At 71.5% G+C, this 12419-nt stretch carries 17 protein-coding genes; 7 read left to right on the top strand and 10 right to left on the bottom strand.

All coding sequences use genetic code 11. The features are described 5' to 3' along the window. Positions 1-64: 64 nt before the first annotated feature. A complete protein-coding gene (locus tag ACFVKT_RS12110) occupies positions 65-724 on the bottom strand; it encodes an SDR family NAD(P)-dependent oxidoreductase (protein ID WP_385730350.1) in 660 nt (219 codons plus the stop codon). 332 nt (positions 725-1056) lie between these two features. Here ACFVKT_RS12110 and ACFVKT_RS12105 point away from each other — a divergent pair, with 332 nt between their 5' ends. Together ACFVKT_RS12105 and ACFVKT_RS12100 are read left to right on the top strand one after the other, a co-directional pair. Next, entirely contained in the window at positions 1057-2082 is a 1026-nt protein-coding gene (locus tag ACFVKT_RS12105) for a permease (protein WP_385730348.1), read from the top strand. Next, positions 2079-2828: a TIGR03943 family putative permease subunit gene (locus ACFVKT_RS12100; RefSeq protein ID WP_385731053.1), complete on the top strand. Its 750-nt coding sequence runs from the start codon at positions 2079-2081 to the stop codon at positions 2826-2828. Before ACFVKT_RS12105 ends, ACFVKT_RS12100 begins: the two co-directional genes overlap by 4 nt. 223 nt (positions 2829-3051) lie before the next feature. Here ACFVKT_RS12100 and ACFVKT_RS12095 read toward each other — a convergent pair whose 3' ends face one another. From ACFVKT_RS12095 to ACFVKT_RS12075, 5 genes are all read right to left on the bottom strand, one after another. After that, positions 3052-3273, bottom strand: coding sequence for a hypothetical protein (locus ACFVKT_RS12095; RefSeq protein ID WP_081218430.1), 222 nt, complete (start codon positions 3271-3273; stop codon positions 3052-3054). Between the two features lie 594 nt (positions 3274-3867). After that, entirely contained in the window at positions 3868-4614 is a 747-nt protein-coding gene (locus ACFVKT_RS12090) for a hypothetical protein (RefSeq protein WP_385730346.1), read from the bottom strand. Then, entirely contained in the window at positions 4611-5162 is a 552-nt protein-coding gene (locus tag ACFVKT_RS12085) for a SigE family RNA polymerase sigma factor (protein WP_385730343.1), read from the bottom strand. The genes ACFVKT_RS12090 and ACFVKT_RS12085 overlap by 4 nt, the downstream gene beginning before the upstream one ends. Positions 5163-5255: 93 nt before the next feature. Next, positions 5256-5831 (bottom strand): hypothetical protein, encoded by a 576-nt coding sequence (locus ACFVKT_RS12080; RefSeq protein WP_385730341.1) that lies wholly within the window; start codon positions 5829-5831, stop codon positions 5256-5258. Positions 5832-6017: 186 nt separating this feature from the next. Beyond that, complete coding sequence (locus tag ACFVKT_RS12075; RefSeq protein ID WP_385730339.1) at positions 6018-6800, bottom strand: L,D-transpeptidase; 783 nt, start codon at positions 6798-6800, stop codon at positions 6018-6020. Between ACFVKT_RS12075 and ACFVKT_RS12070 the strand changes: the two genes are divergently transcribed. The 3 genes from ACFVKT_RS12070 to ACFVKT_RS12060 all read left to right on the top strand — a co-directional run bounded on the left by ACFVKT_RS12070 (position 6778) and on the right by ACFVKT_RS12060 (position 8376). Next, positions 6778-6993 carry a hypothetical protein gene (locus ACFVKT_RS12070; RefSeq protein WP_385730336.1) on the top strand — a complete coding sequence of 72 codons (216 nt, stop codon included), beginning with the start codon at positions 6778-6780 and terminating at the stop codon, positions 6991-6993. The genes ACFVKT_RS12075 and ACFVKT_RS12070 overlap by 23 nt on opposite strands. Before the next feature lie 95 nt (positions 6994-7088). Further along, positions 7089-7664, top strand: a complete 576-nt coding sequence (locus ACFVKT_RS12065) for a SigE family RNA polymerase sigma factor (protein WP_385730334.1) — start codon at positions 7089-7091, stop codon at positions 7662-7664. Next, complete coding sequence (locus tag ACFVKT_RS12060; RefSeq protein ID WP_385730332.1) at positions 7654-8376, top strand: L,D-transpeptidase; 723 nt, start codon at positions 7654-7656, stop codon at positions 8374-8376. Before ACFVKT_RS12065 ends, ACFVKT_RS12060 begins: the two co-directional genes overlap by 11 nt. Positions 8377-8437: 61 nt before the next feature. Here the strand turns inward: ACFVKT_RS12060 and ACFVKT_RS12055 are convergent, their stop codons facing one another. Both ACFVKT_RS12055 and ACFVKT_RS12050 read right to left on the bottom strand, forming a co-directional pair. Next, complete coding sequence (locus ACFVKT_RS12055; protein WP_385730330.1) at positions 8438-9277, bottom strand: hypothetical protein; 840 nt, start codon at positions 9275-9277, stop codon at positions 8438-8440. A 205-nt stretch (positions 9278-9482) separates the two neighbouring features. Then, positions 9483-9713 (bottom strand): hypothetical protein, encoded by a 231-nt coding sequence (locus ACFVKT_RS12050; protein WP_385730328.1) that lies wholly within the window; start codon positions 9711-9713, stop codon positions 9483-9485. Between the two features lie 369 nt (positions 9714-10082). Between ACFVKT_RS12050 and ACFVKT_RS12045 the strand changes: the two genes are divergently transcribed. Together ACFVKT_RS12045 and ACFVKT_RS12040 are read left to right on the top strand one after the other, a co-directional pair. After that, positions 10083-10286: a cold-shock protein gene (locus tag ACFVKT_RS12045; protein ID WP_010986199.1), complete on the top strand. Its 204-nt coding sequence runs from the start codon at positions 10083-10085 to the stop codon at positions 10284-10286. Positions 10287-10472: 186 nt separating this feature from the next. Further along, positions 10473-10757 (top strand): SCO5918 family protein, encoded by a 285-nt coding sequence (locus tag ACFVKT_RS12040; protein ID WP_385730324.1) that lies wholly within the window; start codon positions 10473-10475, stop codon positions 10755-10757. 29 nt (positions 10758-10786) lie between these two features. On the opposite strand, the gene ACFVKT_RS12035 is transcribed toward ACFVKT_RS12040, so the two are convergent. Both ACFVKT_RS12035 and ACFVKT_RS12030 read right to left on the bottom strand, forming a co-directional pair. Further along, a complete protein-coding gene (locus ACFVKT_RS12035; RefSeq protein WP_385730322.1) occupies positions 10787-11602 on the bottom strand; it encodes a hypothetical protein in 816 nt (271 codons plus the stop codon). A gap of 322 nt (positions 11603-11924) precedes the next feature. Beyond that, entirely contained in the window at positions 11925-12338 is a 414-nt protein-coding gene (locus tag ACFVKT_RS12030) for an ATP-binding protein (RefSeq protein WP_385730320.1), read from the bottom strand. Positions 12339-12419: the final 81 nt, after the last annotated feature.

The following is a 12419-nucleotide window of genomic DNA, read 5'->3' as shown; positions in this document are numbered from 1 at the left end:
CCCCAGCCCCCCCGCAGTCGCGCTGAACGCGCACGTCCTAAAACGCCGGACGGGCTGATGCAGATCAGACGTAGAGGAGTTCGGCCTGCCACTGGTTCTGCGGCTGCTGATGCAGGTTCAGGTAGGCGGCGGCCAGCGTCTCGGGAGCGAATCGCGGATCGTCGCCACCGATGAAGCCACCGACCGTCACGGTGGTCACGTGCACGTCGGAGCCCTGCTGCTGCTTGTGGAGAGCCTGGACGTACGCCCGCAGCGACGCCTTGCCCACCGACAGAGACGCGTACTCGGGTGCGGGGTCCAGAGCCAGACCGCCACCGGTGAACAGCAGGCTTCCCCGGCCGTCACGCAGGAGCGGGAGGACCGTCCGGGCCGCGACGACGGCTCCGGTGACGTTGACCGCGAGGGTGTGCGCGAACTCCCGTCCATCCAGCGCGGTGGGTGTGTCAGCGCTCATCAGGGCCGCGTTGTACACGAGCACTTCCGGCGACCCGAGCTCGTCCGAGGCGCGCGTGAGCGCGGCCTCCAAGCCTTCGGGATCGGCCACATCCACCGGGTAGCCGCGCGCCGTGCGGCCCTCGGCGGTCAGCTCGGACGCGTACTTGTCCAGGCGCGCCGCGTCGCGCCCGAACAGCGCCACAGGGTGACCGTCCCCGGCGAAGGCCTCCGCAAGGGCCAGACCGAGGCCGGGGCCTACTCCGATGATCAGCGCGGATCCCTTAGTCATGATTGCTACTCCTTGTGCGAAGTGTTGCCCCGACGACGCGTTGTCCCGACGAAGCAGCCAACAGCCCGGAGGATGACCTTGTTCCGCGTCCATCGCGTCCATCGCTCCAGCCCGTCCGGCGTTCGAGGACGAGGCCGTCCAGGCCGAAGCGGGGGCGTGGGGGCGGCAGCCCCCAGGAACAAGGGACGGGCAGGGGCGGAGGGGGCGAGACAAACCCGCCCCAGCCCCCGCACAGCCCCCTCTTCGCCGACTACGGGCCCCCGCACAGCACTCCCCGTTAGCCTGCGGGGCGTACGAAAGGGCACATCCGAGGGCAGGCGGGAACGAGGCGCGTGGAGAACCAGCACTACCCGGCGCGTCGGCGCGGTGTGGCCGACGGCGTGCGGATAGCCGCCCGGACCCTTGTCCACCTGGTCCTCGGCGGCCTCGCGCTGATAGTGATCGGCACCGTCGCCTCGGTCCTCGGCCCGATGCTCGCCCTGGACATCGCCACCCCCGCGATGTCGGCATGGTGGACGGTCTTCACGGCCGTCGCCGTACAGGGCGTCCCCTTCCTCCTGCTCGGCACCCTCGTGTCGGCGGCGATCGGCGCCTTCGTCCCCGAGCGGGTCTTCAGCAAGCTGCTCCCCAGCAATCCGGCCCTGGCGGTGCCCGTGGCCGGCGCGGCCGGCGTCGTACTCCCGGGCTGCGAGTGCGCCTCGGTCCCCGTCGCGGGGAGCCTGATGCGCCGCGGGGTCACCCCGGCCGCCGCCCTCGCGTTCCTGCTCTCCGCCCCCGCGATCAACCCGGTGGTCATGGTCGCCACCTCGATCGCTTTCCCGGCCAATCCGATGATGGTCCTCGCCCGGCTGCTGGCCTCCCTCGCGACGGCCGTCGTGATGGGCTGGCTGTGGGTCCGCTTCGGAAGGGAGGAGTGGATCAGGCTGCCGAAGATGGCGCGTACGAGAACCACCGGCTCCCGCTGGGACGGCTTCCGCGCCGGGCTCCAGCACGACTTCCTGCACGCGGGCGGGTTCCTCGTGCTGGGCGCGGCGGCGGCCGCGACCTTCAACATCGTGGTCCCGAGGTCCGTCCTCGACCTCTTCACCGGCTCCCCGTGGCTGTCGGTACTTCTTCTCGCCGTACTGGCCGTCGTGCTCTGCGTGTGCAGCGAGGCCGACGCCTTCGTGGCCGCCTCCCTGACGGGCTTCTCGCCCACCGCACGGCTGGCCTTCATGGTCGTCGGCCCGATGGTGGACCTGAAACTGATCGCCCTCCAGGCGGGCACCTTCGGAAAGTCCTTCGCCGTGCGCTTCTCCTCCGTGACATGGGTGGTGGCTCTGGTGAGCAGTGTCCTGGTCGGGTGGTGGCTGCTGTGAGGCGCTACGGGCCCGCGCTGTTGCTGCTGCTCAGCGGCGCTGCGGTACTGAAGATCACCCTCTTCAGCGACCTGTACCTGCGATATGTGCAGGCGGGCCTGAAGGTGTACCTCATCGCGTCCGGGGTGGTGCTGCTGGCGCTGGGCGCGCTGAGCGCCGTACGCGCGACGCAGACGCAGACGCATGACCACGACGATGAGGACGAGGAACCCGAAGGGGACTACGACGACGGTCACCGTCACGACCACCACCGCACCCCCCGCATCGCCTGGCTGCTGGCCATCCCCGCCGCCGCCCTCCTCCTCTTCCCGCCCCCCGCCCTCGGCTCGTACAGCGCGGACCGCGAGGCCGAGCAGCGCGCGGCCCAGGGGATCGGGACGTTCCCCGCACTCCCCACCGGGGATCCCGTGGACCTGACCCTGGGCGAGTACACCTCCCGGGCGATCTACGACAGCGGCAAGTCACTGACGGGCCGCACGGTCCGGATGACCGGCTTCGTCACCCGGGGCGACAACGGGACCTGGTACCTGGCCCGGCTCCTCATCACGTGCTGCGCGGCCGACGCGAGCACGTACAAAATCCAGATCACCGGCGCCGACGCCCCCGTGAACGACACCTGGGTCACCGTCACCGGCACCTGGCACCCCAAGGGCAAGCTCGGCTCGGACGAGGCGTGGCCGCCCGTACTGGACTCGACGTCGGTGCAGAAGGTGAAGGAACCGGCGAACCCGTACGAGCGCCGTTAGAGCGTCATGACCGGGAACGCTCTGTCCGGCTCCGCGGTGTACGGGAGGGCCAAGCGGCTTCATCCGCAGTGTCGATGAATCCGTCGACCGTTTTCACACGAACGTAGTCGTCCACCTCCACCGCCGCTCACCGCGGGCTCCGCACGCTGCGGAGGCGGCTGTGGCGGGGTGAGGTGGACGGGGGTGGAGGTGGACGGGTGACGGACCAGTCACAATGTGCGGGTCAGAGCCGGTCCATCCGGGTGTAGGGGCTGAGGACGCGGACCTGGCGGGCGCCGAAGTCGACGAGCATCGCGATGCCCTCTTCGACACCGACGATCGTGCCCAGGCCGTACTGGTCGTGGGAGACGCGGTCTCCGAGGCTGAACTCCTTGGCCACGGGGACGACCGGGGCGGCGAAGGGGCTGGTGGGCAGGTGGCGCCGGGGCGCGGATGGCTTCGTCATCGTAGAACCAGTATGGGCCCTATTTCGGCCCGCGGTAGAGCTTGAAGGTCTCGATCCCGGCTCTGGGCGGAGTCGATCTCGGCTCTGGATCGCTTCCCGCGCTCAACCGTTCGGGTAGGGCCCCCGTGGTCCCGCAGGTCGGCGCGACTGTTCACGGGGGCGCTCCGGCACAGGTGAGGCCGAGGTCGCGGTGCGCCCGATCGGGCCGGTCCGGTGGAGACGGGGCCGAGGTCACGGGGCAGCGCGTGTGCGGCCTTGTGCGCGGTACGTCACTCCGGTTTCCGCCACGGCTGGTCGGTCGGCCCCGGGACCGGTACGGCCGCCTCCCAGGCCCCCGGTGCCAGCCGGTTCCGTACGTCCGCGTTGACGCGGAGGGCCAGGTCGGAGCTGCCGGAGGGGAGCTGGGCCGGGCCGGCCGGATGTTCGCCCTCGGCGGGGTGCTGCGCGAAGAGAGCGACGGTGACGGCGAGCCGGTCGTCGTACGTCGTCTGCCAGAGGGTGCGGGTTCCGGCGCCGCCGGTGTGCGCGGCAACCGAGCCGATGGGTCCCGCGGTCCCGCTGTACAGGCGGCGCGGGAGCTGTGCAGGGTGATCCTCATGCGGAGAACTCCTGGCTCGCGATAACTGCGCCTGCCGAGTCGTACACCGTGACTCTCTCGGTGACACCGGTCAGCGAGTCGGAGGGCGGCTGCGACTCCGGCATCTTCACCTCCGCGTACCAGACGCCCCAGCCGGGCTCGCCCGCCAGCGTGAGCGCCGTGCCGTCGATGACGCCCGCGACGGTCCTCACCTCGACGCGGGCCGGTTCGCCCGGTCCGTAGAAGATGCCGGAGAGGAAGGAGACGCCCTCGTGCGCCGACTCCTGGACGCTGACTCCGGGACTGCTCAGGTCGAGGTTGCCGTCGCTCACACTGCGGAACTGGGTGGGCTGGTCCGGCTCCGACCAGTGCTTGCCGTCCTCCGTGAGCCAGATCTCGGTGCCGGGCGAGACCTCGACCCGCTCGCCGGGGGTCACGATCCGCACCTTTTCGGCGTGCGCCATGGAAAGGGAAGGCGAGGGCGTCGGACCGGCGCTCGCGGCCGGCGGCGTGACCCGCTCGCTCTCACCCTGCCCTGAGGACAGGTCCGCGCGGAGCACCACCACGGCCAGCGGCAGCAGCAGCACCCCGCAGGCGGCACCCAGCACCGCGGCCGTACGGCGCCGCCTGCGCCGCCGGCCCGCGCGCTCGATGGCGGCGAGCGGCACGGCGGAGGGCGTGACGTCGAGCGCGGCCTCGGCGAAGGCCTCGCGCAGCCCCTCGGGCTCCGGGGCAGGACTCTGCGGACGGGAGGGGCGGTTCATGGGCGGGCTCCGGAAACGGGGTGTCGGCCGGCGAACAGGGGGTGGACGCGCAGGGACTCCAGGCCGCGCCGGGCATGGGTCTTGACCGTGCCGACCGAGCAGCCGAGCAGCTGGGCGATCTCGCCCTCGCCCAGGTCCTCCCAGTAGCGCAGCACCAGCACGGCCCGCTGCCGCGCCGAAAGGGAGTCCAACGCCTGACCGAGGGCAGCCCGCTCCTCGACGGCCTCCGCGTGCCCCGGCTCGCGCTGGTGCATCCGCTCGGGCAGGAACGGCGTCAGCAGATGGACGACCCGTCTTCTGCGCACCCGGCTGAGGTTGTTGTTGACCAGCGAGCGGCGTACGTAGAAGTCGACGTCGTCGCGCGGGATGCGCCGCCAGCGGGCGTACACCTTGGCCAGCGTGGTCTGGACGAGATCCTCGGCCTCGTGGAAGTCGCCGGTGAGCATGTGCGCGGTGCGCACGAGGCGGGGCCACGCAGCGGCGGCGTACGCGGCGAACTCCCCCTCAGAGGAGGGGACTTCGGGGGCGTCGGTGGAGTTGTGCTGCACGGCCGGCGGTGTCCCTCGGAATCGGGTTCGTGGGGGGAAGGGGTGGCGCGGGGGAGTCGGGACCTGAACAACCCGACTCCCCCGCCCGCAGGCTCAGTTCAGCTCGAGCTGGGAGTAGACCCGGCCTCGCGTGTCGTGGACGGTGACGGAGTGGAAGGCGTCGAAGCCGCCCTCATCGCTCATCGGCACGTCGGCGATGGCGTACCAGACGCCCCAGCCGGGCTTGCCCGTCAGCTCCAGCAGCTTGCCCTGCACGGTCCCGACCGAGGTCTCGACGGCGACCCGCGAGGCGGTGCCCCTGCCGCCGTAGTACAGGCCGGAGAGGACGTAGTGCCCCTGAATGCCCTCCGCCTGGACCGAGACGCCCGGCCGGCTGAGGTCGATGTTCCCGTCGACCACGCTGCGGAACTGCGGCTCGGGGTCGTCGGGTGTGGTCCAGTACTTGCCCTCCTCGGTGAGCCAGAGCTCGAAGCCGGGTTCGCCGCCCGCGACATGCTCGCCGGGGGCGACGATCTGTGCCGAAGGCGCGTGCCTGCCGATGTCGTACGCCGCCGTCCCCGGTGCGGCGGCGTACGACACCGTGGGCACGCCGGCCAGCGCGGCAGCGACCGCCGCGACGGCGACGTACTTCTGTATCCGTGGCATGGACAGCCGTGTCATGCGTGTCATGGACGGACAACTCCTCGTGTTGCGCGGACCCTTGAGGATCCGGATGAGTGCGATGAGTACTGCAGCGGGATGAGTACTGCAGTGAGATGAGTACCTCTGTGAGATGGAGGGCGCCTCTCCACTCCTTAGAACTCCCGGGGGCCACAGCCGGGATGACACAGCCGCCGGAATTCTTCGGCCGGTGTGTCACGCCAGCGCGCTGCCCGCCCGCCACTGCTCCCAGCTCGCGTTCCAGTCGCCGTAGCCGTTGCCGACGTCGACGGTGTCCTTCGAGCCGACGACCTTGATGACGTCGCCGGGGATGACCTCGTCGTAGAACCGCTTCGCCGTGCCGTCCGTCGCGAGGCCGACGCAGCCGTGCGTGACGTTCTGCCGGCCCGCGTAGGTGTTGGCCTTCGGGTTCTCGTGGAGGTAGGTGCCCGAGGTGGTGAGGTGGACGGCGTAGGAGTAGTAACCCGCGTACGCGTCGCCGTAGTTGACGGTGCGCGAGTCCATGAAGACCTCGCGCTGCTTGTCGGAGACGACCATCGTGCCGTTCCAGGTGTCCATGCCCGGGGCGCCCGCGGTGACGGGAACGGTCCGGGTCCGGCCGTCCTTGACCACCGTCATCGTGTGGCTGCGGACGTCGACCGTGGCGACGAGCGAACGGCCGACGGTGAAGTGCCGGGTGATCCCGGAGCCCGCCCGGACGGTGACCTCCGTGCCCGGGGTCCAGTACTCGCGCGGACGGAAGTCGACGCGCTGCCCGGCCGGCAGATTGCGGTCCTTGACCCAGCTCCAGGAACCCTCGACACCGGCGGAGACCTTCAACTGCCGCTCGGTGTCGGCCCGTTCGGCGGCGGGTATCGCGCGGTCGAAGGTGACGGATATCGGCATACCGACACCCACGGTCTGTCCGTCGGCGATGTTGATCTGCGCGCCGTCCAGCGCCTTGAGAGGCGTCTGCGTGGGCGAGGGCTTCGCCGTCACACTCGGCTTCGCCTCCGCGGGCCGGGCGTTCGGCGCAGGCGGTGTCCCCCCGGCCACCGCCTGCGCCGAACAGCCCGCGAGCGCGAGTACGCACAAGGCCGCCGCGCCCACCGCGCGGGCCGCCCGGCCGCTCCGCACTCCCCCGCTCCGCGCGGTCGTCCTGGTCCCCGTGGTCATCCAGATCCCCCTGTGATGTGTTTCGATGTGCGACGTACGGGACCTGTACGCACGGCACCGACCGCCGGGTTGCACAGGACTGGGGAATTTCCGGAAACTCCGGCGGGGGGCATGACAGAGGACGAGTTCGACACGTTCTACGCCACCGCGTTCCCCCGGCTGACCGGCCAGCTCTTCGCCTTCACCGGGGATCACGGCGAGGCGCAGGACGTCGTCCAGGAGGCGTTCGTCCGCGCCTGGGACCAGCGGCGGGAGTTCCTCCTCGAAGGGGCGCCGGAGGCGTGGATACGGACCGTGGCGATGCGGCTCGCGGTGAGCCGCTGGCGCCGCGCGCGCCGCTGGCTGGAGCTGGTGCGCAGGAATCCGCCGCCGCAGCACGTCCCCGGGCCCGGCCCGGAACACGCCACCCTGGTCGCCGCCTTGCGCACGCTTCCCGAGCCGCAGCGGATGGCCCTGGTCCTGCACCATCTGTGCGACCTGAGTGTCGAGCAGGTAGCCTCCGAAACCGGCGCCCCGGTGGGGACGGTCAAGGCCCGGCTGTCCCGTGGCCGGGCGGCGCTGGCGCGGGAACTCACGACGGACTCGGCGGGCGGCGCGGGGACGGCTGGTCCCTCCGGTCCCCCCAGTTCCTCCGGTTCCTCCGGTTCAGTCGGCGATGGGGAGCGGGAGGACGACCGTGTCCGATGAACTCACCTCCGGACTCACCGCTGAACTGCGCGAGTTGGCCGCAGCCGGTGAGACGCCTCCGTCGCTGTCCGGCGCGGAGATCCGCGGCAGGGCGGTACGCCGCCGACGCAACCGCCGTACGGCCGGGACCGTCGCCGGCGCCTCGGCCGCGGCTGCGCTCGCCCTGGTCGTGGCCCTGAACCTCGGCGTCGGCGGCGGCACGGACCGCAACCCGTCCCCGGCGGGGAGCCCCACCGGCACGCCCAGCATCCCCGCGACGGCCGACGCCACGGTCGACCTGTCCCGGCGGCTGATCTCGGTCGCGGGCCGCGAACTGCCGGTCTCCTCCGGCGCCACGGAGAAGCCCACACCGACGGGCCGGATGACGGTCACCACCAAGGTGAGCTCGACGGTGATGCCCAGCGACGACATCGTCGGCCCCGGCTACGACCTCAAGGTCTCCTGGTTCATCCAACTCCGCGCCTCCGACGGCAAGGCGAACTACATCGCCGCCCTCTCCTACGACGAGAAGGCCCCCGGCGCCTACGACCGCACGTCCGGCTGGATCGGCCTGCGCACGAGCGACGCGGAGTGGCTGTACGGGCACCTGGCGGTGGGCTCGGTGGTCGACATCGAGGGCACGGCGCCTGCCGCGACCCCCGAGATGTCGACAACACCGTCCGCGGCCACGCCCCCCGGGGCCACGGGAACACCGACGCCTACCCGGTCATGACCACCACCGCCCCGCTTCCGGAGGCGGAACGGGCCATGCCGATGGTGAACTCCCGCTTTGGTCAGCCCTGTTGGGCGGAGGGCCGGACGGAGGGCTGGACGGAGGGGCGGGCGGAGGGACGGGGTGCCGGGGACTTTTTCGCGAGGACGTCCTGGAGGCGCTGGGTGCCCAGTTCGACCGCCTGGTTCGTGAAGTCCTCCTCGGCGCCGCCGAGTCCGCCGTTGGTGAGGGAGACGGCCCGGTCGCCGACCCGTACGGCGGCGAAGTCCAGCGTCAGCGTCGGGGTCTCGCCGTACTGATCGTCCTCACCGCTCATGGTCATCCGCAGACCCTCGCGGGCGTCGCCCACACCAGGGAGCTTCGCCGGGACGACCGTCACCGTCTGCCGTCCGCCCCGGACATCGGTGGACGTGAACTCCGCGCACTTCACCGGCAGTGTCCGCAGCCAGGCCATCTTCGCGTCCACTTCCGCCGGTCCGCCGTACGCGGCCACCTGGTAGCGCAACTGCGCCGCGGTGTCGCTCTCGTCGAGGCCGACGACCGCGCCGGCGCCCTTCGGCTTCCCCAGCAGATCCTCGGCGTACAGGCCGTCCAGCAGCCGCTGACAGTCCGCGACGTCCGTCCGGCCCTTGAGGAGACCGTCGCGCCAGGTCGCCCCGCCCTGCGTCGCGGACCAGCGCTCGCCCAGCTCGGTGGGGCCGAGCAGGGCGTCGTGGGCCTGCGTGACGGTGAGCGAGGGGGTGGCGGACGCGGCGGGGGACGACGGGGCGGCGGGAGACGACGTGACCCTCTCCTCGGTCGCCTCCTCGCCGGGCTGCTCGAAAACCGAGCAGGCGGACGCCGACACCAGGACGCCCGCCGTCAGCGCGGAGGCGAGAAGACGTGACGGACGACGGTTCATGGCGGGGCCTCCTGAGAACGCGGCAGTTCCCCCACGCCACCACCGGACCTCCGGCCCCACCAGCGCACCGGTCCGTCCGGGTGAGTCCCGCGGCGCGGGGGTGGTGAGCGGGCGGCTACTCGGACGCGCCGGGCCGGTCAGCGTCCGGCCGCGCGAACGTGGCAGGGGCGCGCGAGGAGGCGGGCATTCGGACCCGCCGGGCCGGTCAGGGAGCCGACACCCGGACCCGTCGGCTCCCGCACTTCCTGCACACCGCGTCGGTCAGCGGGGACCTGACGGAGGCGCCGGCCTCGTCGACGTACTCCTGAGTGGTCTGGCCCGTCGTGTCGAGCGGGTCGGTGAAGAACAGCAGGCGGAACGTCGCCTCCCAGCGGTGCCCGCAGTTCCCGCAGGCGAACGCGAAGGTCTCCGGGACCGCGCCGGGCTCGGTCGTCATGCCCCCAGGGCACCCCGCGCGGCGGGGCCGGGCAAGTCGGGACGGAGCCCACCGACGCCGCACGGCAGGTGATCACTGCCTCCGGCGGGGGTGAATATCTGTCCTGGCGGACAGAGAAATTGGAGCGCAGTGCGGGGAGTTTCTTTATCCCCCCGAGAGGGGTGAGATAGTGCGCCCCCTTCGCGCTCGTCCCGTGCTAGTGTCGATATCAGTTGCAGTTGTGGTTCCCAAAGTCTTGGAGCTTGCTTTCCGGTCCGTACCGGGAAGTCGGCTTCTGAATATCCGGTGCTTATCCGGAGGGGGCAACATCGCGCAGACGCGGACCCACACAGTGTGGGTCCTCGAGCTTTGCCCCGAAGGAGATTTGACATGGCTACTGGCACCGTGAAGTGGTTCAACGCGGAAAAGGGCTTCGGCTTCATCGAGCAGGACGGCGGCGGCGCTGACGTCTTCGCCCACTACTCGAACATCGCCACCCAGGGCTTCCGTGAGCTCCAGGAAGGCCAGAAGGTGACCTTCGACGTCACCCAGGGCCAGAAGGGCCCCCAGGCGGAGAACATCGTCCCCGCCTAGTCCGGGACCCCCGCTGAAGCCTGACTCCTGAGTCGGCCGACGCTTACAGGTGGCCGGGACCTGCACCCTGAGGTGCGGGTCCCGGCCACCTGCTTTTGTTTTATTCCCGCATTAAATTTCCGGCGAATTTCCCGTGACGCCGTGCCTGCTTTCCGGTGTTCGGAAACTTCCCCCGCGGAGGCACCCATGCGTTGTGTGATCGCCCGTTTCCCCTTCGACCTCATCAAGGGCGAGGTCGAGCACTCGATGGCGGACGTCCAGCCCGAAGCCGTCACCGGCGCGTCGGTGGTCATCGGTCCGCGTACCTACCCCGTCAAGCAGGTCGGCGAGGTCATCACCCGGCAGGACCGCCGCGACTTCACCGAGTTCGAGGTGGCCCGCGCGCTCACCCGCCTCGGGTTCGTCTGCCGCCCGGCCGCCGCGCCGACGCAGCCCCCCGCGCTCACCGACTGGTCGGCCGAACCGGCGTAGTTCCGCGCCCAAGGATCAGCTCCACGGCATCAGCTCCACGGCGCGCTCGGGACGCCTGCGCGGGCCCTGGTTGTAGCGAAGTCGACCGTCGCCTTCTTGCCGGGGGCAACCTCGGCTGTCACGCGGCGCAGGTCGCCGGCCGTGTCGAGCGAGTAGGTCTGGGGGAGCGCCGAGGCCTTGGGGTGGATGGCTTCGCCGCCCGGGGCGCGCGGCGCCAATCGCCGGGAGTCGGCGGGGAGCCGGGTGTTCGCCCGGCCGTCCGTGGCCACGGACAGCGCCAGACGCAGTGCCTGGTCCAGCGGAGCGGCGCCGTAGGGGCGGCGGGACCACTGGCCGGACCCCAGCGTGCCGGCCCGACGCGCCGCCTGGACGGCGGTGGTCACCGGGCCCGGGGCGGCCGGTCTCGCCTTGGTGGCAAGGGTGTCGTCCGGGGCCGACGCCGGGGATCCGGCCACGGCGACGCCCTCCAGATCCCAGGCGAGCAGGCCTCGCATGATGTGGCCGTCGTCCGTCACCTCGTACACCCCGACCGCCCGATGCAGGCGATGGTCGGCCACGGCGCGCACCGTCACCGTCCCGTCCCCCGCGGAGGGGAGCCGCACGGTGACCTCCGAGGGGCTGGCGGCGGATGTCCGGAACCGGGTCAGCGCCATCGCCGTACGCCGGTCCTCGTCCGCGGAAGCGGCTCGTGAGCCGGAGCCGCCACTGTCGTCTCCGCTTCCTGTTCCTGCGATGAGCACCGCGGTCAACGCGGCACCCGCGACCGCAGTCGCCGCCACGGCCGGCACCCAGACTTTCCGCGTACGGGATGCGTGGAGGACCCGGGAGATACGAGAGAAGCGCATGGTTCGTCTCTACAGGCGCGCGGGGTGATGACCGGCCGACGCCGGACGGCGGGCCGCTCCGCGTCACCCTCCCGGGCGCACACCGTCGACCGGGGCGGTGAGCTATCGCTCGTGGGCCGGTGGGGCGCCGCTCCGGGTCGGTGGTCGGTAGGGAGTCGCTCCGGGTCGGTGGGGTGCGGCCTTGGGCCGGCCACCATCGCTCCGGGCCGGTAGGGCGTCGCTCCGGGGTTGTGGGGTGCCGCTCTGGGCCTGCGACCGTGGCTACCGGCCGGTAGTACGTCGCTTCGAGCCGGTGGGCCGTGGCTCACACCGCGAGGACCGCTCACACCGCGAGGACCGCTCGGACCGTCTTGCCGCCGAAGCCGGTGCTGACGACCTCCAGGCGGTTGGCGAGCTGCTGGACCATCGCGAGGCCGCGGCCGCTCTCCGAGTCGGTGTCCAGCGGGCCGACACTGGGCCGGCCGGGGCTGTCGTCGTGCACCTCCACCGTCACTTCACCGTGCGCCACCTGGAGGCGCAGCCGACAGCCGGTACGGCCGTGCCGGACGGCGTTGGCGACGAGTTCGGAAGCTATCAGCGTGGCGTCGTCGACCTGGTCGGCGGTCGGCGCGTCCATCCGCGGCCGGGTGAGGAACGCCGAGGTGAGTCTGCGGGCCCTCCCCGCCGACACTGCTGTGCGCGGCAGTGTGTACTCGACGCGGGCGGTCTGCCGGACGGCGCGCTCATGCGCACGCATGACACCTCACTCCCCTCCAGGACGGTCGGCACTCCCGGCGGTCGGACCCCCCGCCGGCCGGGACCCGCGCGATACGGTGCG

It is taken from the genome of Streptomyces sp. NPDC127595, assembly GCF_042671685.1.
Taxonomy (GTDB): domain Bacteria; phylum Actinomycetota; class Actinomycetes; order Streptomycetales; family Streptomycetaceae; genus Streptomyces.
Note: the sequence above shows the minus strand (reverse complement) of the source record. Positions and strands in the feature narration are given on the sequence as shown.